The sequence below is a fragment of the Glutamicibacter protophormiae genome, assembly GCF_016894325.1.
GTDB classification, from domain to species: domain Bacteria; phylum Actinomycetota; class Actinomycetes; order Actinomycetales; family Micrococcaceae; genus Glutamicibacter; species Glutamicibacter protophormiae.
In genome coordinates this window covers 1-20,582 of record NZ_CP069808.1, presented here as the reverse complement: position 1 = coordinate 20,582, position 20,582 = coordinate 1, and the positions used below count along the sequence as shown (strand labels likewise).

25 protein-coding genes are annotated in these 20,582 nt (G+C 62.3%); 8 read left to right on the top strand and 17 right to left on the bottom strand.

Annotation, left to right across the window (positions count from 1 at the left end; all coding sequences use genetic code 11):
• Positions 1-4 precede the first annotated feature (4 nt).
• The 17 genes from JQN66_RS18265 to JQN66_RS18185 form a co-directional block, all read right to left on the bottom strand.
• Complete coding sequence (locus JQN66_RS18265) at positions 5-406, bottom strand: ParB family protein (RefSeq protein WP_204677864.1); 402 nt, start codon at positions 404-406, stop codon at positions 5-7.
• Complete coding sequence (locus tag JQN66_RS18260; protein WP_204677863.1) at positions 403-1,203, bottom strand: ParA family protein; 801 nt, start codon at positions 1,201-1,203, stop codon at positions 403-405. The genes JQN66_RS18265 and JQN66_RS18260 overlap by 4 nt, the downstream gene beginning before the upstream one ends.
• An 88-nt stretch (positions 1,204-1,291) precedes the next feature.
• Positions 1,292-1,657, bottom strand: a complete 366-nt coding sequence (locus JQN66_RS18255) for a single-stranded DNA-binding protein (protein ID WP_204677861.1) — start codon at positions 1,655-1,657, stop codon at positions 1,292-1,294.
• Between the two features lie 60 nt (positions 1,658-1,717).
• The gene (locus tag JQN66_RS18250; RefSeq protein ID WP_204677859.1) at positions 1,718-1,954 is read right to left on the bottom strand and encodes a hypothetical protein; all 237 of its coding nucleotides are present in this window, start codon (positions 1,952-1,954) and stop codon (positions 1,718-1,720) included.
• Between the two features lie 57 nt (positions 1,955-2,011).
• Positions 2,012-2,254, bottom strand: a complete 243-nt coding sequence (locus JQN66_RS18245; RefSeq protein WP_204677857.1) for a hypothetical protein — start codon at positions 2,252-2,254, stop codon at positions 2,012-2,014.
• A 71-nt stretch (positions 2,255-2,325) separates the two neighbouring features.
• Entirely contained in the window at positions 2,326-2,583 is a 258-nt protein-coding gene (locus tag JQN66_RS18240) for a glutaredoxin family protein (RefSeq protein WP_204677855.1), read from the bottom strand.
• Between the two features lie 85 nt (positions 2,584-2,668).
• The gene (locus tag JQN66_RS18235; protein ID WP_204677853.1) at positions 2,669-2,887 is read right to left on the bottom strand and encodes a hypothetical protein; all 219 of its coding nucleotides are present in this window, start codon (positions 2,885-2,887) and stop codon (positions 2,669-2,671) included.
• A 55-nt stretch (positions 2,888-2,942) separates the two neighbouring features.
• Positions 2,943-3,350, bottom strand: coding sequence for a hypothetical protein (locus tag JQN66_RS18230; RefSeq protein WP_204677851.1), 408 nt, complete (start codon positions 3,348-3,350; stop codon positions 2,943-2,945).
• A gap of 81 nt (positions 3,351-3,431) precedes the next feature.
• A complete protein-coding gene (locus tag JQN66_RS18225; RefSeq protein WP_204677849.1) occupies positions 3,432-3,569 on the bottom strand; it encodes a hypothetical protein in 138 nt (45 codons plus the stop codon).
• A 94-nt stretch (positions 3,570-3,663) separates the two neighbouring features.
• On the bottom strand, positions 3,664-4,551 hold the full coding sequence (locus JQN66_RS18220; RefSeq protein WP_204677848.1) for an ArdC-like ssDNA-binding domain-containing protein: 888 nt from the start codon (positions 4,549-4,551) through the stop codon (positions 3,664-3,666).
• Between the two features lie 511 nt (positions 4,552-5,062).
• Positions 5,063-6,964 carry a hypothetical protein gene (locus tag JQN66_RS18215; RefSeq protein ID WP_239464257.1) on the bottom strand — a complete coding sequence of 634 codons (1,902 nt, stop codon included), beginning with the start codon at positions 6,962-6,964 and terminating at the stop codon, positions 5,063-5,065.
• 276 nt (positions 6,965-7,240) lie between these two features.
• Entirely contained in the window at positions 7,241-7,474 is a 234-nt protein-coding gene (locus JQN66_RS18210) for a hypothetical protein (RefSeq protein WP_204677844.1), read from the bottom strand.
• Between the two features lie 54 nt (positions 7,475-7,528).
• On the bottom strand, positions 7,529-7,975 hold the full coding sequence (locus JQN66_RS18205) for a hypothetical protein (RefSeq protein WP_204677842.1): 447 nt from the start codon (positions 7,973-7,975) through the stop codon (positions 7,529-7,531).
• Positions 7,972-9,372: an AAA family ATPase gene (locus JQN66_RS18200; RefSeq protein ID WP_204677840.1), complete on the bottom strand. Its 1,401-nt coding sequence runs from the start codon at positions 9,370-9,372 to the stop codon at positions 7,972-7,974. The genes JQN66_RS18205 and JQN66_RS18200 overlap by 4 nt, the downstream gene beginning before the upstream one ends.
• A 14-nt stretch (positions 9,373-9,386) precedes the next feature.
• Entirely contained in the window at positions 9,387-10,454 is a 1,068-nt protein-coding gene (locus tag JQN66_RS18195; protein ID WP_204677838.1) for a M23 family metallopeptidase, read from the bottom strand.
• Positions 10,455-10,456: 2 nt separating this feature from the next.
• A complete protein-coding gene (locus tag JQN66_RS18190) occupies positions 10,457-10,999 on the bottom strand; it encodes a hypothetical protein (RefSeq protein WP_204677836.1) in 543 nt (180 codons plus the stop codon).
• 1 nt (position 11,000) lies between these two features.
• Entirely contained in the window at positions 11,001-11,243 is a 243-nt protein-coding gene (locus tag JQN66_RS18185) for a helix-turn-helix domain-containing protein (protein ID WP_239464256.1), read from the bottom strand.
• A gap of 173 nt (positions 11,244-11,416) precedes the next feature.
• Between JQN66_RS18185 and JQN66_RS18675 the strand changes: the two genes are divergently transcribed.
• The 8 genes from JQN66_RS18675 to JQN66_RS18145 all read left to right on the top strand — a co-directional run bounded on the left by JQN66_RS18675 (position 11,417) and on the right by JQN66_RS18145 (position 20,523).
• Positions 11,417-12,049 carry a DUF6668 family protein gene (locus JQN66_RS18675; RefSeq protein ID WP_338029226.1) on the top strand — a complete coding sequence of 211 codons (633 nt, stop codon included), beginning with the start codon at positions 11,417-11,419 and terminating at the stop codon, positions 12,047-12,049.
• A complete protein-coding gene (locus JQN66_RS18175; RefSeq protein WP_204677830.1) occupies positions 12,046-12,351 on the top strand; it encodes a hypothetical protein in 306 nt (101 codons plus the stop codon). The genes JQN66_RS18675 and JQN66_RS18175 overlap by 4 nt, the downstream gene beginning before the upstream one ends.
• A 14-nt stretch (positions 12,352-12,365) precedes the next feature.
• Complete coding sequence (locus JQN66_RS18170; protein WP_204677829.1) at positions 12,366-13,112, top strand: DUF8175 domain-containg protein; 747 nt, start codon at positions 12,366-12,368, stop codon at positions 13,110-13,112.
• Positions 13,113-13,118: 6 nt separating this feature from the next.
• Positions 13,119-14,858 carry a TrbL/VirB6 family protein gene (locus JQN66_RS18165; RefSeq protein ID WP_204677827.1) on the top strand — a complete coding sequence of 580 codons (1,740 nt, stop codon included), beginning with the start codon at positions 13,119-13,121 and terminating at the stop codon, positions 14,856-14,858.
• Positions 14,845-16,356 (top strand): SCO6880 family protein, encoded by a 1,512-nt coding sequence (locus JQN66_RS18160; protein WP_204677825.1) that lies wholly within the window; start codon positions 14,845-14,847, stop codon positions 16,354-16,356. The genes JQN66_RS18165 and JQN66_RS18160 overlap by 14 nt, the downstream gene beginning before the upstream one ends.
• A gap of 110 nt (positions 16,357-16,466) precedes the next feature.
• Entirely contained in the window at positions 16,467-17,981 is a 1,515-nt protein-coding gene (locus tag JQN66_RS18155) for a type IV secretory system conjugative DNA transfer family protein (protein ID WP_239464259.1), read from the top strand.
• Positions 17,978-19,777: a TraM recognition domain-containing protein gene (locus JQN66_RS18150; RefSeq protein ID WP_204677821.1), complete on the top strand. Its 1,800-nt coding sequence runs from the start codon at positions 17,978-17,980 to the stop codon at positions 19,775-19,777. The genes JQN66_RS18155 and JQN66_RS18150 overlap by 4 nt, the downstream gene beginning before the upstream one ends.
• Positions 19,774-20,523 (top strand): DUF4913 domain-containing protein, encoded by a 750-nt coding sequence (locus tag JQN66_RS18145; protein ID WP_239464255.1) that lies wholly within the window; start codon positions 19,774-19,776, stop codon positions 20,521-20,523. The genes JQN66_RS18150 and JQN66_RS18145 overlap by 4 nt, the downstream gene beginning before the upstream one ends.
• The last annotated feature ends 59 nt before the right edge of the window (positions 20,524-20,582 follow it).

Sequence of the window (20,582 nt, the reverse complement as noted above, 5' to 3'; positions counted from 1 at the left end):
GGCCTTAGTCCTCGGACCCTGCGGCCGCCGCGCCGCCCTGGGGCATCTCGCGGGCTCCCACCGATGGGAAGGGCTCGCCGTTGTTGTATTTAGTTTCCAGGCGCTCAACCTCGGCCATCACGGCGCGGTTGACGAACTGGGACAGGTTGCGGTTTCCCTCGGTGGTCATCGTGTAAAGAATCGCACCACGCACCCGGGCGGTGTCCTCGGGGTCTTGGTAAAACGAAACCTTGTGCGGGTACTTCTTTTTGCCCTCGGCCGGCTTCGGCGCCACTGCCCGCGTTGCGGTAGCTGGAGCGGCCGGCACGCTGGCCGCGGGCACTGGGTCCGCCTGTGCAGCCGGTTGAGGCGGGGTGACGGGGCTTGAACCGGCAAGGGATGACTTGCGCGGGGTGGGGCGGGTCATGGCTTTACTCCTTCGATGGTGGCCAGGTGTTCGCTGTAAAGGGCGCTGAGCGTGGTCGCTTCGGCGCTCCCCCATTCATCGAGGCCGCGCGCGGCTTCGACCGCGTCTGCAATAACAACGCGCTTGGGGATTGGCGGGGTCAACACGCGCAGGTCGCGGGCTTCTGCTGCGGTGTGCAGCTCATCAAGCCACGTTTGACCGCTGACGGTTCGTTCCTCGTGCTGGTTGACGAGGACGCCCGCCACCGTCAACGACGGGTTGTAGTAGGCCCGTACGCTCTCGACGGTGTTAAGGAGCTGGGACAGGCCGCTGAGGCTCCACTGCTTCGAGTGTGTGACAACCATGACCCCTTGGGCCGCGGTCAGCCCATTGATGGTGAGCTGGTCCAGACTCGGGGCGCAGTCGATCAGGATTAGGTCGTAGTCCTCCGCAACGGGGGCCAGGGCTTCCCTCAGGCGTCCCTCACGGCCTGCCCCGGCAATCACCAGTTCATCGCGCACGCTTGCCAGAGCGTCATACAGCGGCGTGGGTACAACGTCGAGGCCGGGCCAGAGGCCCGGCACGATGACGTCACGCACGGTCTCGGATGCGCGGGAGCTGAGCGCGTCGGCTAGTCCTGCCTGGTCCTCGGTTACTGGTTCGGCTGTGACTACGGCGGTGAGGTTGCCCTGGGGGTCGTTGTCGACCACGAGCACCCGTAGGCCGCGGAGCACACCGGAACGTGCCAGGTGGAAGGTGGTCGTCGATTTACCGACGCCGCCCTTCTGATTGCAGAGGGCGAAAATTTGAGCGGTCACTGTATTACCTCCAATAGTGCTAATAGTACTGTCAGGGGTGCGAAGCTTGCCAGCCGCGCACCCCTGACAGGTTAGGCGTCAACCTGCCCTAGTCGCTGCTGCGGCCATTCCGGGCGGTGGTGACCGTCTGGCCGCGCAAGCTCACGGCCACCTCGTCGGCGTTCACTTCGTGCTTGATCCTGGTTCCCTGCTGGCCCTTGTATTCGGTGACGCGATAGCGCCCCGAAAACATCACGCGGATATTGCCGGACTCCTGCGCGGCGGCGACAAGGTTCGTTGCCTGGTCGCCGCTCACGGCGACCTCGTAGGCGATGGCTGGGCCGTCGGCGTAGCTGCCATCCTCCTGGCGCAGCCTGTCGGTGACGATGACGCGGGCGTAGGTGTATGCGCCGCGCTCCCCCTGGCGCAGCTCGGGGGTGGCGGCCAGGTTGCCGGTTCGGGTGATGTGACTCATGGTTCTCTCCTTCGTTGCGTAACTCTAATAGTACTATCAGAGTTACTTGATTGGCAAGGGTTAATGACGCTCGATTTCCATCGGACGTCCGTCCATCTGCGAGGGGTACAGGACCCACTCGATGCCGCTGGACGGGTTGGGGTTTTCGACCCGCACGCCCCGAACAGGCGAACCGAACTCAATAGGCCCCAGGGGGCTGGTCACGCGCAGCGGCGTGCGATACGCGCGGCCCCCGTGACTCAAGATGCGATCCCCGACGCGCAGGTCCGCCAAGCGGTGAATGGTGATGCTCTGCATTGCGACTCCTTTCGATGCATTTCTAACGGTGATAGTACTATCAGGGTCGATGGGAAATTACTCCGCGGCGGCGATGGTCACGGTAACGGGCTCCGTCGCGTTCTCGATATGCACGGCGTAGCCTGTCGGCGTCCGCTCGACATAGGCGGTGAGCACGGTGCGCCCCTCGTCGTCGTCGAAGTCCACGCGCCCATAGCGCTCCGCTTCCTCCTCGCTCGGGAGGTTCCGGGGCTGTACATGCCAGGCCTTCGGCTCCAACCGCTCCCCCGTGTCGTAGGGGGTAATGATCTGCTGTTTCATGACTCCACTCCTCCTGTTCTTCCTAACTCTAATAGTACTATCAGAGTTACCTAAGGTCAACCCTCCCAGGGTCACTCTCCGCCGTTAGCCAGGGCGGCCAATCGACTGATGTTGTCGGGTCGGAAGCCGGACCAGTGGTCCTCGCCCGTGCCGTCCTCCACGACGCACACCGGGGCCTCGGAATACCCCAGCTCCTCGGTGACATACTCGCGAGCTGCGTCATTCTGCCGAATATCCACCTCGACGAAATCGACCCCCTTCGCGGTCATGACGTCCTTGGTCATCTTGCATCGAATGCAGCCCGGCCCTGTGGTGTACACCGTGACCATGCGACTCGCCTCCTGGTTAGTGCTCCTGGTTGCTTCCTCTAACTCTAATAGTACTATCAGTGCGCCCAAAGCAACGGTAATAGTACTATCGTTCATGCTTTTCTGCCGTCGGATAGTGACGCGCCGCTGCTATGTTCTGCATGAGGTCGACAACCTGCCCGGCGCTTCGCCCCTGGCAGCTGTCCAGGGTTTCGCGGACTAGGGCGGCGTGGTATTCCTCGCTGATGCCTGCGATGGTGTCGGCAGCTATCTCCCGTAGATCGCTTTCGGTGGTTTCGCTGCGCCCTGTTGTTTGCGTTTCCATACCTCTAATAGTACTATCACCGCTACTAAAAAGCAACGGTGATAGTACTATTCGGTTAGTGCCAGTAGCGCGGGTTTAGTGCCGTGGGGCCGTCGTAGTCGATGGCCAGCGCCGCCCTGGCGAGCTGGTCGATGTAGATTCCTTCGATGTGTGCGTGCTTGGTTGTTCGCGCAATTTCCCGCACCTCAACGTCGATTTCATCGGCGGGGGTGAGGCTGACCATGACGGCCATCTTGCGCGGCTGCGTACCGCGCGCGCCGCTCTTGGTGAGCGGGAGAACTCGGGCGGTGAACATCAGGCCGCCGCACTGGTGACTGCCTGGCACGGTGGCAAGGTCTGTAGCGCCGAGCGAACCCAGCACGCCCGGGCCGATGGCCCGGCGCAGGTCGCTGGCGGTGCGGCGATGCTCTTCGGTGGCACCGAATACTGCTTTTTCGGGATAGGTGAAAAGTGCCTTGTTCATGGGTTTCCTTTCTCACGGTTTGCATTTACCTCTAATAGTACTATTGCCGCTAACTTTGCTTAGCGGCAATAGTACTATCCGCTAGTCATAGTCAGGCCACCCTCGGTTGGGCCCGTCCTCCACCTCTTCGGGGAACATTTCTTTCCAGGACTTCTCTGCCGCGCGATTGATGCGGTTTTCCTCGTCGGCCCTTGCCTGCCACTCGGAGCTATCAGACATGACACTTTCCTTTCTCTTGCTTGTTCCTTATAACTCTAATAGTACTATCACCGTTACTGAAAAGCAAGGGTGATAGTACTATTCGGGAGAGTTTTTAGGCGGCTTCGGTTTCTTCTTCGCTCTCGGTGATTGCCTCGGCTAGGGTGTGCGCGGTGCGCAGTACGTGGGCGGCGGTTTCCTTGATAGTCTCGGCGTTTCCCTGGCTCCATCCGGCCACGTAGCCGATGCTGTAGGCGCTGGTGTCGAGTCCGAGAATTCCGGCAACTACGTAGGCCACGCTCTCGGCCTCGGTCTCCTTGATGCCTCGGTGCTCGACGTATTCGGCGGGGTCCTCCTCGGCGTGCAGGATGACATGTGCGGCCTCGTGCAGTGCGGTTTTGGCGGCTTGCGCGGGGGAGAGGTCCGAATCCACGACGACGCGGCGGCTCCCGTCGGTGGTGGTGTAGCCGTTGGCCGTGCCGGGGATGGGTTCGCGCGTGACGGTCCAGCCCTGGCCGGTGAGGTAGTCGGTTACGGCGTCAACGATGCCGCTGGGGTCCTCCCCGGTGAGCTTGTGGGCGATGGTGCTCGGGTCCTGTGCCTCGGGGTCGATGGGGTCGGTCTGGCTCATGTCGAATACCGAGACGGGGAAGAATCGGCGGGTGCGCTGTTCCTTCTCCTCGCCTGTGCGCTCGTCTTCCTGGGTGGTTACGACGTCGCGGCCGCCGAAAATGCGGATTCCCTTCTCTCCCTTGCGGACCTGGCGTCCCAGCTTCTGCCAGGTGCGGTATCCGGCAACGTGGGTTGCTTCGGGCTGCTGGGAGAGGATCAACAACAGGTTGTTGATGCTGTAGCGGTGGAAGGACTGCGCGAAGTCCAGGAAGCGCGTCCAGGCTTCGGATTCGCGCAGCTCCTCGACCTGCTGGGCAATTGAGGCTTGCAGGGCTTCGGCTTCGGCGCGGCGCTGCTCGGGGCTCTTGCTGTTCTTGACCTTGCGGACCATGATAAAAACCTCCGGTAATAGTACTAACAGGATGGGGTGGTGAGGCGTTCGCTTGGTGGCCTCGTTCCTGATAAGCGGAGCAGTGCCGGCGCAAGGAGTGAAGTGCAACCCGTAGGGCGGCGGGGGAGAAAGTTTTTTGGCCGAATAAGGAGCTTGCGACGCGGCCAAAAAAGTTTCGGAGGAGCCGGGGCGCAGCCCTTGCGCGTAACGACGGCCGGCAATGATGGAGCGTCAGGAACGAGGTACGAGGGTGTGGCAAAGGTGCTCGGCCGCGCAGCGGCCGTCGGTGTCGTGTCGGCCCGCAGGGGCCGGGGAGCGCGAGGGCGTCAGCCTTCGCAGGGGAGGCCTCTTGGCCGACGGGTGGTGCAGTTTCCGTTCCGTCCCCACTGTGTGCAGGCCAGCCCTGGCGCTAGCTGGGCTGTGCACATTGGGAGTCGGGGGATTCCGGGTGTCGTCGTCCCCAGGTGGGAGGGTGCCTTGGCAGCCATCCACGTGTGGGCGCACGACGTTTCTAGGCGATACGTTCGGCTCCCAGAATGTCGAAGAAAATGCGTTCAATATCCGTCGCGGTGCTGGCGTCCTCTTTTGTCGGGGCGGCTTGTTCAGGCTGCCGACGGGCGGCAACTCCGTTGCGTTCCTCGACAAGCTCGCGTCGGGCCGCTTCGTAGTCGGCTCGGCCGTCGGCTCGACGCGGATACGGGCCATATGCGTGGGTCCCGTCATCGGGAAGAAGCGAAAGCTGTCCCTTGCCTGGGCGGCGGTGCGGCGCGGTGCGGCGCGGTTCATTCATCCAGGATTCCTCCGCTTGCCACCAGGCCCACAATTCCCGTTCGATAGCGTAGCGGTTGGCCCGGTCAACCAGGCGCCCATTGATGCCAAGACGTACTGCGGCGGCCTGGCGGCGGTCGGGTGTGGGCCTGTGCCAGCCATTGCCGTTATTGACCAGGACACCAGCCGCGGTGAGACGGGTAAGGATTCGGAGCATCTGACCAGGTGTAGCACCAAGAGCACGAGCGAAGTCATCGGTTCGTTGAGGATCAGAAGTGGTGTGAGCGTAGGTGTTCCCTGCCAGGTGTCCAAGGCCGGGACCCAGCGTGAATAGGTCGTGCGCGGCGTCCGTCGTGCGGGCGGTGAGCGAGGCGAGGAGGGTAGTTCTTTCTGCGGCCCCGGCCCCTGCGGGGCGCGGGTCCGCTTGTGACCGATCTATATCCAGAGAGCTGTGGATAGTGTCCTGCGGTCCGATTTTCCAGGCAGCTCCATGGGGTCCCTCGGCCGTCCGTTCCTGGTTGATCCAGTCATCGGCGGAGAGGCGCAGGAGGGCCGTGCGGGCCGTTTCCCGGCCGATGCCAGCCATGAGGGCTATGCGGCGGGTATCGGCTTCCACAACGGCGTCCAGGGCCTGTAAGGCAAGGACGCACAGCACGTCGAGCACACGGCGGTCTGCGGGGCCTCCGCCGCGGCTCCATCGGCCGGTGGCCGCGTCGGCGCGGGTTTGGATGTGTCGTACGTGTGCGGCGATGGCGTCGGCGCGCGCGTCGAAAGTGGGATCGTCACCGATCTGGCGATCGCTGCTGGCCACGTACTTGACGGCCTTGTCCCACTGTCGGCGCAGCACGCGCGCAGCGTCGATGTGGCCGCGGGGCTTGCGCTCGTTACGGTCCCGGTAGGTGCGTATGTGTTCCAGGCCGGGGCTGGTGGGCACGAGGGCGGCCACATCGGCGTGCCTCCACCGTGCGGCGGCCGCACCGATCAGGACGCGCCAGAGGACCGCTGAGGCATCGCCCGAGGCGGCATCCTCGCGGAGCGCGGCGGCACTGACGGCAGGCAGCTCGCGCCGAGGGCCAGCCAGGTACAGGCGGGCGTGGTCATCAAGTGGAAGCGGTTTGCGTGGGTCGATGGTGCGAGCCGGTTCGGCGTCGTCGACGAGGACCGCCAGGCGCTCAACGAGGGTTCGCACGGCGGCCGCGGTGCCCGTGGGGTGCGTGAGAATGCTCAGTGAGCCGCTAAGCACGGTGGAATGCCCGCCATTGCGGTGGGGGGAACCTGGCGGGCGTACGCAGCCGGTGACGGCGTTGGCTAGGGGGGAGAGGTCGAGAGTAGGGCAGATGTGGCGGGCCAGGCGCGCCATCGTGGCCACGGTCTCGGCGTCGATGCCTTCCGCCAGGGCGGTCCAGACGTGGCGGCCACCGGCAGGACCGGATTGGCACACAAGGGCGTTCAGCCCTACGTCATTGAGCAAGCCAGAGATGACCTCGGCATCGCGAGCTGCTGCGTTGGCTGCGCCGGGCGTCTTGGCGTCGAGGTCGAAGCAGAGGAGCTTGAACCGTCGATCGGGGTCCGCCAGATAGACCGCCCAGGGACGGTCTGGCTCGTGGGCGTTGACACGGCGATGGCTGGTGTATTCGTTGAGCACTTGGCCATAGGCGTCTACCGTTGCCAGGCGCACGCTGGGGCGTGGGCTGATGGCAGCGGTAAGTTCCCATGGCGCGCCAGTCGTGGCGGCATGGAACTCTGTAGATGTAGACGCTATGATGGGATCAGCCTTTCGGTTAGGTCCGATAGGTACAACGAAGGTCCCGGCTTCGCCAGCCGGTTCTTCATATCGCCAGATCTGATCTGTCTTGCAAACTTCAACAGATCCGGCGCTACGCTTCTGAATCCCCGCCCGGCCAAGGGCGGGGATTCTTTTTTATTTGCGGTCTAGGGGCAGTTCCCCCTCACGAGGATGCGCGGCTGCCCAGCCTGCAGGGCGGCCTTCGGTGTCCTTTTCGGCAGTTTCAACAAGCCACTGCGCGAGGGCTGACCTGGAGGTGCCAGCAGCAGCCGCCATGTCAGTGAGGCGCGCGTCAGCATTGGCCTCAAACCAGAGACCTATCTTTTTCGCTTCTTTGAGCGAACCGCGTTCGCGGCCACGTGCGTTCATAACAACCACCCTAGCGGTGACGGAACCATTAAGTGTAACGACACGCGAATTTTTTCATTTCGAGTCGTCAAATTCAGTACTCGGCGGATCAACCGTGATCCTATGAGGGTCGGTGATGCCACACTGCCCGCAGTTTGCAGCGGTGACGCTCTGTAGGCGGCGGCACTTGCGGCAGCGGCCTTCGTGCACACCGAGGGTATCGGCCGCCGGGATCATGCCCTGTTCGTCGACGAGCTGCACGATTCCCTGGGGCCGGATACCCAGTACCCATGCTGAGGTGTCCTCGGTGACAGTGAGGCGTACGGGACGGCCCAGGCGTGCGGCGATCGCCGTGCAATGGGCAATCATGCCGGTGCGCAGCTCGTCGACTGAGAGAGCCTGGCAGGCGTGTTCGGTGCCATTGATAGTCAGGCTTCCGGTCCCGTCGGGGCGGACTGTCGCGGTGAGCCGCGGCCAGTCCGCTACCCGCTCGGGTTGGGGGAGAGCCTGGGAACGGATCATAGTCCGCGTGCGACCGCCGCACCGGCTGCCAGCCAGGCGCGCTGTGTCGCTGGTCGGAGGGAGCCGTATCGAAGTACCCCGTCGACCATCGCGGGGTCATGCGGGATGGTGATGGCTTCGCGGGCAAGGTCTCGGTATCCGGTGGCCACGCGGGTCAAGTCGGAGGCGTGCGCCTTGGGGTCGGCCTGGTTCACGATGACGACGGCTTGTTCTGCTAGGCGGGCCGAGCGTTCGTCTCGTTCGGCCAGTGCCTCTAGAAGAAGCGCTCCGGCTTCCGCATGGTCATCTCGGGTGGTGGTGGCCACCACGAGCTGGTCGGTGTGGTCGATCATTCGACGCCACATCGGGTCCGACTCATCGTTGCCGCTGTCGATGAAGATCAGGCGGTAGTACTTGCTGGCCACTTGGTGGATGGAGTCAACATCTTCGGCGTCGACTCGCTGGGCAGAAGCCAGTTCCATCGGTTTGGATCGCAGGACGTCGAACCGATCGCGGGTTTGGTGGTGCACGTAGTGGGCGAGGTCGGCAGACTGCGCACCAGTGCTGAGCAGGCGTTCGACCTGGGGCAGTAGTTCCAGCAGGGTTGCTTCGTGCGGTCCTTGCTCGGTGCGCCAGCCGAGTGTTCCACGGGTCTGGTTGTTGTCCCAGGTCAGTACCCCGGCTCCTCCGTAGCGCGCGAATACCGCCGCGAGAAGTGCCGTGGAAGGGGTTTTGCCGGCCCCGCCCTTGCCGTTGACGATGGCAATGGTTCGTGGCCCTGGCCAGTGCTGGCTCACGGCCTGCACATCTGCCCGTTCGGCGCGTTCCGCCTCGTTGGGGCTCATGCGGATGCCCATGCGTGTGAAGCTTCCGCGCCATCCCTTGGTTGCCGGTTCCTCGGCCTGTTCTTGGGTAAGGAAGGATTGGCGGCGTTCACGCCTGCTGGGGTAACTGGTGACCGTCGCGGCGGTCTCTGCTTGTTGTTCGGCGGAGCGGACCCATCCTGGGGCCTGCTGCGTGGCGTCTTGATCAACTGGTGACGCGCTGGCTTCTGTTTCCGCCTCGGGTGTTGACTCTTGGCTTGAGACTTCGCTGGCCGGTTTCTCCCCAGATTCTGGTTCGGTAGAAGCCTCAGGCCGCTGGCGCGGCTTGGCCTCTGCTGTGTCATCAGGCTCTACCGTGCCATCTGCGTGGATGATAAGTGGCCAGTCTCCATCAGGGTCACTCATGCTTGCACGGACGCGGCGGCCGAGTTTATCCGCTGTCTGTGCCACCAGGCTGATAACGGCGGTGCGTGCGTCGGGCAGGCTGTTGGTGCGGATTTGGTGGACAGTCCCGCCGATGCTGACTTCTCCGGTGCCGTCGTCCTTGATGACTGCTTCAACCCGTGGCCATGTGGCCGTTGTTTCCGTGCTCATGATGACTCCTTCGGTTAGTAAGTGATCCCGACTTCTGCCAGGAATGAGATGGGGTCTACCTTTTCGCCGTTCACTTGCACCTCGAAGTGCAGGTGGCATCCGGTGCTGAATCCCGAGCTTCCAGTGCGGGCGATCTGTTGTCCGGCTTTTACCTTGTCTCCCACGTCTACAAGAATTCCGTTCGCGTACATGTGGACGTACCAGGTGGTGACACCTCCGCCGTGATCAACTTCGATACGCCAGCCCCCGCCAGAGTCTTGGACGATCTGGCTGACGGTGCCTTTCTGTGCGGCCCAGATGGGTCCGTCGCAGCCACCGGCCTGGAAATCGGTGCCGAAGTGGAATGGGTAGGTCGGTCCACTAGGGGTCTGAATGACAGGACGGGGACCAAATGATGCGTTGATCGGTCCGTCGCCCGGCTTGGCCCACCCGTTTTGGTTGACTTCGCCGGACTCGGTTTCTCCGCTGGAACATTCTTCGCCTCCACCATTTTCGGCATTGAGCCCGGTGTCGACGCCGGACAATCCTTCGACGACTGCGACGGCTGCTGGCCAGTACTTTTCGTAGTGGTATGGGTCGGCGTTGATCTGCACCCGGTGGGCAACAATGGTGGGCGCCAGGGATTCGCGGTCCTCAATCTTGGCCAGGACTTTGAAGAAGCTGGTTGCGGAAATGTAGGGGTCCATCCGGTCCTCGTAGGACCCCCACGCCCCGTTATCACGCTGCTGGAACAGTCCGCGTGAGTCTGGTCCCGGCCCATCCCCATAATCAAGGACACGCAAGGTCGATTCGCCCATTGCGGTCATCACGCCGATGGTTTGGTCTCTTACGCCCAGGTCCAGGTCCTTACCGGCCTGGATGATGTGGGCGGCATTGACCAACTGCTCGTGTCCGTACCCTGAGATTTCGTTGTCAGGAACGGTATCCGGGTCGATGCTGAGGCTGTTGCCGGACCCATCGGGATTGCATGCTGCTGCTGCGTCGTCCGAGCCACCCAGGAGGACAATGCTGAACACCAGGCCCAGCACGAGTGCGGGGATGGCGAGGAGAGCGATGAGCCCTCCTGATTTGCGCTCGGACATGATTAGTTGGCCTCCTCCGGCGGGGTGAAACGGCTGACTTTCCATGGAGCATTGGCAGCACTGCGGTTCAGGATGAGGGTGTAAGTCCCTGCATTTGTCGGGACTTCCACGACTCCGACGTAGGCGCTGGAATCATCCACCAGCTTTCCGGCCCCGGTGACTTTGTTCGCCGGGATGGAAGCCGGTTGCACGTAGGAGTAATCCGCGCTGGCTTGTTGTGTGAGAAGCGGTTGGACGTCGGCCCACCAGGTTTTCTGGTCCAGGTTCGGACGTGCGAAGGCCTTCATTGCCGTTTCCGCTGCCTTGATGACGCTTGTTCGCGCGGCTTCATCCCAGGTTGGGACTTCAACGGGGGAGGCGGTTTCCTGGGTGTCCTCATCCAGCTGTCCAGTTGGTGCCGGGGTGAACTGGTCCAAATCGGGCATTGTGGGAGCGGTACTTGGCGGATTGCTCGGCGCAGGCTCGTTGGACTGCTGTCCACCGCCGCAAGCGCTCAGCATGAGGGCGGTGGCCAGGGCGCAGGCTCCTAGGGCTGTTCGTTGCATATCATTCCTCCTCCAAGTGTGCAGGTGTGTCTTTAACTCGCGGAGTGTTAGCCCCTTTGCGTAAAGTCTCCTTTAAATCATCACGAAGGATAAACCATGTTGTGCCTACTTTATAGCCGGGAATTACCCCGTCGCGCAGCCAGTGATAGACGCCCTGTTTCGTCATGCCCAGGATTTCCGCGACTTCGGGCGCAGTTAAGGTCGCTCGGCGACCTTCGAATAGTGCATCGAGGCCGTCGGTCATGATGCACCCCCGACATTGTGTCCGCATGAACCAATGTTATACGCAAACATACTGTATTACCATCCTTAATACTCAAAAATACTCTGTATAGCTCTATTGCCCTGGTTGCCTAAACTCGATAGAATAAAGATGTAGGAACCTATGTACACCATTATGATGCGGAGCGTGTCGTTGTGACAGATGCCAACAACCCGTGGCTCTCTCGGTCAACATCACCGGAGCCCGTGGACGTGAAAGCCCCCGAGGTGGAGGTGCCACCTGCGACCGGGCCTGTGAGCCCGCAGAGCGGCGTGCCCGCGCCTGACCGCGTGGATCAACTGCCGGTGCAGGATCGCCAGAATGACGCCGATCTATGGTGGCTAGGTGTACATGGTGGCGCTGGCGAATCCAGCCTTTCGACGCTGGTTCCCGACTGGCCCGCGGCCGACCATGGATGGCCACGAACACCAGGAAACGATGCTGTCCGTGTCGTTCTCGTCGCCCGGTCCAACATGCGCGGCCTGCGAGCCGCCCAGGTGGCCGCAACGCAGTGGGCTGCCGGAATGGTCCCACATATCGAAATTCTTGGCCTGGTGGTCGTCGCGGACGCGCCAGGTCGGCTCCCTCGCCCCCTGCGCGATTTTGCGCAGGTAGTCGGCGGGGGAGTTCCACGCACATGGACTGTGCCGTGGATCGAATCGTGGCGTTTGGATGAGCCTGTGGCTCTATCAGACGCCCCGCGTGGTGTCCGTCGACTCGTCGACGAGCTAAGCGCTCTTATCCAATCCGGTGCCGACGGCATCACCAATCGAAAGGAACAGCAATGAGCTTGCTTCTGACTGCTGCATCGACGATGGGCGACGTTGTCGCCGCGATGCCTCTCCAACTCCCTAACCCCGATCCGATCCAGCCCCCGGGAACCGGCGGTTTCAACCAGGTGATGGGCTGGGGCAAATGGGTTGCCCTCGCAGTCTGCATCCTGGGCCTGTTCGCCGCCGGTGCGTTGATGGCAATTAATTCCCGCCGCGGCGAAGGCGGCGAACACGTCGGCAAGATCGGCATGGCACTAGGCGGTGTGATCGTCATTTCGGCGGCTGCCGCCCTCGTTGGCTTCCTGGCCGGAGCCTGATCGGAGAAATCAAAATGACTACTGAGGACAACGAACAGAGCCCCTTCACCAAGCCAGGATTCATTATCGCGGCTGTGGTGGTGTTCCTGATCGTGGTGCTCGGGGTAGTTATCGGTTTCGTCAATGCGAACCGAAACGATCCTGAGACTGCGCCCTCGCCGTCATCGCCAACTAACACCAGCGCCGCCCCGACCACCGAACCTTCGGCGGTCGCGGGCGGCGCGAGTGTTTGCGGCCTTAGCGGCGAAGTACTGAGCGGTTCCCTAACCACCGCCCCGGAAGCGAAATGGGAATACCTAGGCACGACGGCCTACCCAACTTCATCGAAATTTGGGCCTGCTGAAAAAAGCGATAAGAAATATCGCTACTGCTTCCAGCATTCGCCGGAAGGTGCGGTATTCGCGGCCGGGAATGCCCTTGTGCAGGGTTCCTCCCCAGAAGTCTCGGGACCTTGGATTGAGTATTTCCTGTCCACAGAGACTCCAAACCGTAGTGACCTTCTCACCGAAGTGAGTTCCGGTACCTCGTCTGAAACGCGAATGGGCATCTCAGGATTTAAGATCCTCGAATATGACGGCGAGACGGCCCGCATTGATATAGCTGCCAAAGCCGTCGGCAACGGTAATTCCGTGTATGCATCCGCTGTCTATGACTTGGTTTGGGAAGACGGAGATTGGAAGTTACTGCCACAGAATCCAACCGATCCTCTGCGAATTGCGCAGATTCCTGATGTTTCAGGATATATAGCCTGGGGGGAGTAAACAGACATGGCAAAAGAATGTGGCCTCTTTGATGCTGGCTGCAAGCTCGATAACTGGGTTGAATCAACGGTTGGGGATGCTATCGAGAATATGGCCAACGCGATCATGGAGGCGTTTGGCAAAGCGATCGGATCGCTAGGTACGGTATGGGTTCACATCGGAACGCCAAACCTCACTGGAACTGGCGGCGGGTCCTCAATTGAGGCTGGCAGCTCGGCCCCAAATTCGACGAACATCAGCATAGTTATGGGCTATGTAACCTGGATCAGCCTTGCCGTCGCCATCATCTCCTTGTTCATCCTCGGCGCTCTTATCGCTACGCGCATGCGTGCGGGTGAAGGTGTTGCCGCGGTGGGCAAGATTGGCCTCATTCTGGCAGCCGTCGTATTCATTTCCGGTGCAAGTGCCATGGTGTCAGGCCTTATGCCTTCCGGCCCAAATAATGCCGGTGGCGCAGTGCTATTCATCCAATCTGGGCTGTGGTGGTACATGGGTGCAGCGGCGATAGTTTCCGTCATCATCGGTGGTGCACGGATGGTCTGGGAACAGCGAGCTGAACCTGGACGCGAAACAGTCAAGAGTCTGCTGACCCTGGTGGTTGTTGCAGGTGCAGGCGTGACCATTGTCGGGTTGCTGGTCGCGGCTGCCGATTCGTTCGCAGTCTGGATCATCGACGGTTCGCTGGATTGCAGTGTTACCGAAGGATCAGCTTGTTTCGGTGAAAACATGCTGACGCTGCTTGCCTTGACCACAAATCCATCAACTGGTGGGCTAGGCGCAATCCTCATCATCATTCTGGGGCTGATCGCTATTCTCGCGGCCGCGTTCCAGATTGTGCTCATGGTGGCACGCGGAGGAATGCTGGTCATCCTGGCCGGAATTCTTCCTCTGGCTGCTTCATTCACCAACACCGAAATGGGCAAAAGCTGGTTCAAGAAGTGCATCGGCTGGCTCGTCGCATTTATCCTCTATAAGCCCGCGGCAGCGATTGTTTATGCGGCGGCTTTCCAGCTCGTCGGAACCGACGTTTTTGCCGACGATGGAACTGGCTTGCTGGCTGTGCTTACGGGGCTGATGCTGATGATTATTGCCTTGTTTGCGATGCCTGCCTTGATGCGCTTCGTGACTCCCATGGTTGGGGCCATGGCGGGAGGTGCTGCCGGAGGCATGCTGGCGGCCGGTGCATTGGCGGCCTTGCCTAGCGGCGCGGCGGCCATTGGCCGCCTGGCGTCGAACAATGGTGGCGGGTCGGCGAATTCATCGGCTCCCAACGGCAATTCAGGTTCGAACGGGGAGCAAGGATCACAGGGGCCTTCGGGCGGCCGTGGTGGCGGGGATTCCGCTACACAGGCTGCTCAGACCTCCGGGCCTCAGCAAAGTGGTTCCGGTAGCGGTTCTGGGGCTGCGGCCTCATCCGGGGGAGGGTCCGGAGCTGCACCGTCGTCCGGCGGTGCAACACAAGGCCAGGGTGCTGCGGCTGCGTCTGCTGGTGCAGGCGGAGGAGCCGCTGCTGGTGGTGGAGCTGCTGCTGGTGCAGGAGGAGGAGCCGCTGCTGGTGGTGGAGCTGCTGCTGGTGCAGGAGGAGGAGCTGCCGCCGCGGGGGCTGCGGCTGGTCCGGTTGGTCTTGCCGCGGGTGCGGCATTAGAAGCAGGCAAGAAGGCTGGCCAAGCCGCTGCGGGAGCGGCGCAGAGTGTCGGCGAACAATCCACAGGTGAAGAAGGGGGCGGGCCAGATGGCAGCCGTTGATATGCAGAACAGAGGTCCACGGACCTATGGAAACTGGCGTCGTCCGACGTCGCCAGGCATCCTCGGACTGGGGTCCGTTGGCACGGTGCTGCTGCTGGGCGGATTGATCCTGGTTGTTGTCGTGGTCATGATCGCCGGCCTTCTAGAGGCGGTGATCCTTGGCGGCATTCTCGGGTTGGTGATGCTGGCAGTCCTGACGAAGGACTCACACGGCAAGAACATTCTTAGCCGCGGTGGTGCTCGCGTCGCTTGGTGGTCCTCCCGTTCCCGCGGTTCGAACATCTACCGTTCAGGTCCGTTGGGTCGGGCTTTGTGGGGTACTTTCCAACTCCCTGGATTGGCTGCCCCTACTCGGTTGACCGAGCACACTGATTCCTACGGGCGTAAGTTCGCGCTGCTCTACACTCCGGCAACGTCCTCGTTCTCGGTGGTCATTGGCACCGAGCCAGACGGAGCGGCCCTGGTTGACCAGGAACAGATTGATGTGTGGGTGGCCGATTGGGGTCACTGGCTCGCAAACCTGGGCGATGAACCGGGCATTGAGGCGGCCTCGGTAACTATCGAAGCCGCCCCCGATTCAGGAACGCGCTTGCGTCGTGAAATTGATATGAACATGGACGACGAGGCCCCGGCCTTTGCCAAGGCCATGCTGGGCGAAGTGCGCGTGACCTATCCTTCTGGTTCGTCAACGGTGAAGGCTTTCGCCTCCATTACGTTCAATGCGTCCCATCGCTCGGGTAGCAAGAAGCGCCAGGCGGAGGAAATGGCCCGCGAGCTGGCTGCGCGTTTGCCTGGCTTGACCGCTGGATTGCAGGCGACCGGGGCCGGTGCTGCTCACCCGCTTTCAGCGCAGGAACTGTGCGAGACAATCCGCATTGCCTACGATCCAGCCGCCGCCGTGCTGATCGACGAAGCCCACGCGGCAGGCGAGACGCCGGAACTGACCTGGCCAGATGTTGGCCCTTCGGCAGCTCAGGCCTCTTGGGGCGGATACCGCCACGATTCGGCCTACTCCTGCACTTGGGCGATGACCTCGGCACCGCGCGGTAACGTCCAAAGCGGCGTGCTGGCTCGTCTGCTCGCTCCGCACCGCGATATTGCTCGTAAGCGCGTCACCTTGCTGTATCGCCCGATCGACGCCGCGAAGGCTGCCGCCATGGTGGAGGCAGACCTGCGCGCCGCTGAGTTCCGGGTGACGTCGACCAACAAGCCAGCGGCCCGCGATAGCCTCGCGGTTCGCGCGGCGGCGGCAACGGCCAGTGAGGAAGCTTCCGGTGCTGGTTTGGTCCAGTTCGGAATGCTGGTGACGGCCACGGTGACCGACCTGGAAAAGGAAGCCGATGCACGAGCTGCCATCGACAACCTCTCCGCCACGGCCCGTCTGCGTATTCGCCCGGTGTATGGATCGCAGGACTCGGCATTTGCCGCTGCCCTCCCCTTGGGCCTGGTACTGCCAAAGCACATCAAGGTCCCGGCTGAATTGAGGGAGAAGCTATGAGCCAGAAAGTAGTCAAGGCGCAAAAGCGTGAGGCCCGGCGCGGTCTGTCGTTCTTCCCGAATCCGTGGAAGAACCTCTCCAAGGCCAATAAAAAGCGCGCACTGAAAGTCATGGCCGAGCCGGTAGAGGTAAAGCCGCAGCGACCTCCCATGCGTGGGTGGATTGGCCGCGGCCGCGGTCAGTCAGTTTATGTGCAGCAAGCCGATGAGTGGCGCGGCACCACAGTTCAGGTGTGCGGTATGTGGCCGTTTGCCATCGGCACCGGAACACCGATGGTCGGTGTCCCGCTTGGCCGCCACATCCACACCGGAGCCACTTTGTGCTGTGATCCCATTTCCTGGTTCCAACGAGCCAAGCTCATCAGCAATCCGAGTGCTTTCGTATTGGGAAAGCCTGGCCTGGGCAAGTCGACGCTGGTTCGACGGATGGCTACGGGGCTGGCTGGGTACGGCGTAATGCCCCTGGTTCTGGGGGATTTGAAGCCTGATTATGTTGACCTCATCGAGGCCATGGGCGGCCAGATCATCACCCTGGGCCGTGGGCGCGGGTACTTGAATGTGCTCGATCCTGGTGAAGCTACCGAAGCAGCCGAGCGGCTGCGCGCTTCCGGACATGAGAAGGAAGCCGCCCAGGTGATGGCCGATGCACACGGACGTCGGCACACGATGGTCTCGGCGCTCCTGACGATTTTGCGTTCAGCTCCGCCAACGGACCGCGAGGAAACGATCATTGACAGGTCCTTGAAGTGGCTCGACGCTCATCACGAGGGTGTGCCGGTACTGGGAGACCTGCTCCGGGTGATCCAGGACGGCCCGGAGGAGGTTCGGGCGGTGGCTCTGGACCGTGGCGATGATACCCGTTACAAGGCGATCACCGAGAGCCTGGAAGCCTCCCTCATCGGCCTGGTGGGTGGCGGGCGTCTTGGCGAGACGTTCTCCCGCCAGACAACGAATCCGATGCGTCGCGATGCCCCGGTGGTCTACGACGTGTCCGCCATCGACGATTCCGAAATGGACCTACAGGCTGCCACGTTGCTGGCCTGCTGGTCAGCCGGGTTCGGCACGGTCAACGTGGCCAACGCCTTGGCTGATGCTGGGCTGGAACCACGGCGGCACTATTTCGTCATCCTCGACGAGCTGTGGCGTGCCCTGCGCGCCGGACGCGGCATGGTCGATCGCGTCGACGCATTGACCCGTTTGAACCGCCAACGCGGTGTCGGCATGGCAATGATTTCGCACACCATGAGTGACCTGCTGGCCCTGGCCAGCGAAGAGGACCGGATGAAGGCTCGCGGTTTCGTCGAGCGTTCCGGCATGGTCATCTGCGGCGGATTGCCCTCGGCCGAGATGCCCCAGCTCACTGCCGCGGTGCCGTTCTCCGAAGCGGAACAAGGTTTGTTGATCGGTTGGCAGGACCCGCCTGCGTGGGACCCTGCTGCTGGGCAGGAAGCCGACCCTCCGGGACGCGGCAAGTTCCTGGTGAAGGTTGGCGGCCGTCCAGGCATTCCCGTCAATGTGCAGCTGACTGACGTTGAAAAATCTATCAATGACACCAACAAGCTTTGGCACGAACGGTCGCGCGTCGGCCGCCGTGCACTGCATGTCGTCGAGGAGGCAGAAGCATGAGCATCCAGAACAACCGCCGCCGGGATCCCGGCGGCATGGGCTCTGAGGCGGTCCTGGTCTGGATCGGTATTGTCGTGGTGGTGGTCGGTGTCGGCTCGATCTACGCCGCGATGTTCCTGGGCCACAAGATTGCAGGGACCGGCGAAGTTTTGCCCGCCGATCCGTTCTCCCTGGTGTTCGGTCTCTTCGGTGGCAAGCTGAGCTGGCCAGGTGCGCCAGGATGGTGGGTACTGGCCGGGATGGGCCTCGTTGTCATCGTCCTGGCGGTGCTATTCGGCTTGCTGCTTCGCCGTATGCGCAAGGGCCGTAGCCGCGTGGACCGGGCCGCCTCCTACATGGGTCGGGGCAAGGACATTGAATCGTTGACGTCCAAGGCAGCGCAGGCTTCGGCCAAGCGGCTGGGCGTCGAGAACTCCTGCGGTGTCCCGATTGGCCGAACCGTTGGAGGCGGGGCACCGCTGCATGGCTCCTGGGAGGACATGCACATTGATATTTGGGGGCCGCGTACAGGCAAGACGACAAGTCGCGCGGTTCCGGCCATCCTCGATGCTCCAGGCGGTGTCTTGGTGACTTCCAATAAACGCGACGTAGTGGACGCCACCAGGGACGTGCGGGCCAAGACTGGCCCGGTGTGGGTCTTTGATCCCCAGTCGATCGCCTTGGAAGAACCGAACTGGTGGTGGAATCCGCTCTCGTACGTCACTGACGAAGTGCGCGCGGCCAAGCTGGCCGAGCACTTCGCTTCTGGCTCTCGTGACCCCGGCGCTAAGACTGACGCCTATTTCGACCCGGCGGGCCAGGACCTCTTGGCCGGTCTGCTGCTGGCTGCGGCTTTGGATCACCGGGCCATTACCGACGTGTACACGTGGCTGACTCGTCCCACCGATGACACGGCGGTGGAGATTCTTCGCGAGCATGGTTTCGCGTTGACCGCCGATCAGGTGGCCGGTGTGATTGACGCTCCCGAAAAGCAGCGCGGCGGCGTGTATGGCACGGCACAGCAGATGGCCTCGTGCCTGACCAATCGCCAGGTCTCCACCTGGGTGACCCCACGCGGCGCGGCCGACACGCGGCCGCATTTTGACCCGGCGGGGTTCGTCCGTGATGGTGGCACGCTCTATTCCTTGTCCAAGGAAGGCCGTGGCACCGCGGGACCGTTGGTCACCGCACTGACAGTCGCCGTGGTGGAAGCCGCGGAGGAGCTGGCCGCCCGGTCTGCCGGGGGCCGGCTAAAGACTCCCCTGGTGGGAGTGCTCGACGAGGCCGCCAACGTCTGCCGGTGGCGTGATCTGCCGAACCTCTACAGCCACTATGGTTCCCGCGGAATCATTCTCATGACCATTCTGCAGAGCTGGTCCCAGGGCGTCGAGGTGTGGGGCGAATCCGGGATGAAGAAGCTGTGGAGCGCATCGAATATCCGCGTCTACGGCGGCGGTGGCACCACCCATGACGGCAGCTTCCTCGAGGACCTGGCCCGCATGATCGGTGACTATGACCGTCTGACGTCCTCCACCTCGTACGGGCGCGGACAGCGCACTGTATCGCAGCAACTCCACCGTGAGCGCATCCTGGACGTCGACGACCTGGCGGCCATGCCCAAGGGGCGCGCTGTGGTGCTGTCCTCAGGCAACCGGCCCACACTGATCCGCACGCAGCCATGGATGGCTGGCCCGCACGCTGACGCCGTGCGGGCGTCCATCCTGGCTCATGATCCCGAAGCCGAGAAAACGATTCTCGAAGCGGAAAAGGAACTCTCGGTGGTTGAATCCGCATTGAGTGCGGAGGGCGCATCGTGAGCGACTGGGGAGAGGACGAATACAGCGGAAACGCGGGGCAGCCTTCCGCTGCCACCGATACACCCCGCTCGCCTGGGCGGGTGTTTGGGCTCGACATTGGCGGGCTTGCCGGTGAATACGTTGATGCGGCGGTCAAGGCCTCGGTCCGCAAGCAGGTCAATAACGTGGCCACGGCCGCGGTCGACGAAGCCCTGACTGAGGAGCTGTTGGAATCCCTCAGGGAGAGAGCTGGCCAGGCGGCCGTGGCCGCCGTGACTGAACAGGTCGAGGCCAACGAGGCGGTCGACGAAGCCCAGGACGACAATGGCGAGGCTGAACCGGAGGAATCCCTCTACTACGGTTCCGTCGATGAGTTTGTTCGTGAGTACCTGCGCAATGTCTATCGACGGGCGATCAACGGCCGCGCGCGGGTCTGGGCTGCCCGGTGGTGGGAATATGACGAGGCAGTGATTCGTCTGGAAGCGCTATGGCGTTCCTGGGAACACCTGCGCATGGACCCCAGCACCGGCATGAGCGTGTGGTGGCGCGACCACGCGGACCACCATATGGCGGTCTTGCTGGACCCGGACGGGCCGTTTTCCTCGGCAGCGGACGCCGACGAAAACAAGTCCAAAAAAGGGCAGCCATTGCCCTATGCAGCTCCGCCGGAGGGCTTGTTCCCTGACCAACGTCAAGTCCACGAATCAAAGGATGACGTATCTCGGGAGGAGGAACCGGAACCACCCGCCGAAGAATGGCCGGGCTAGTTTTCAATGAATCATCTGAAAGTGAGGAAACACCATGAACGAAGCAGTACAAGTCGCTG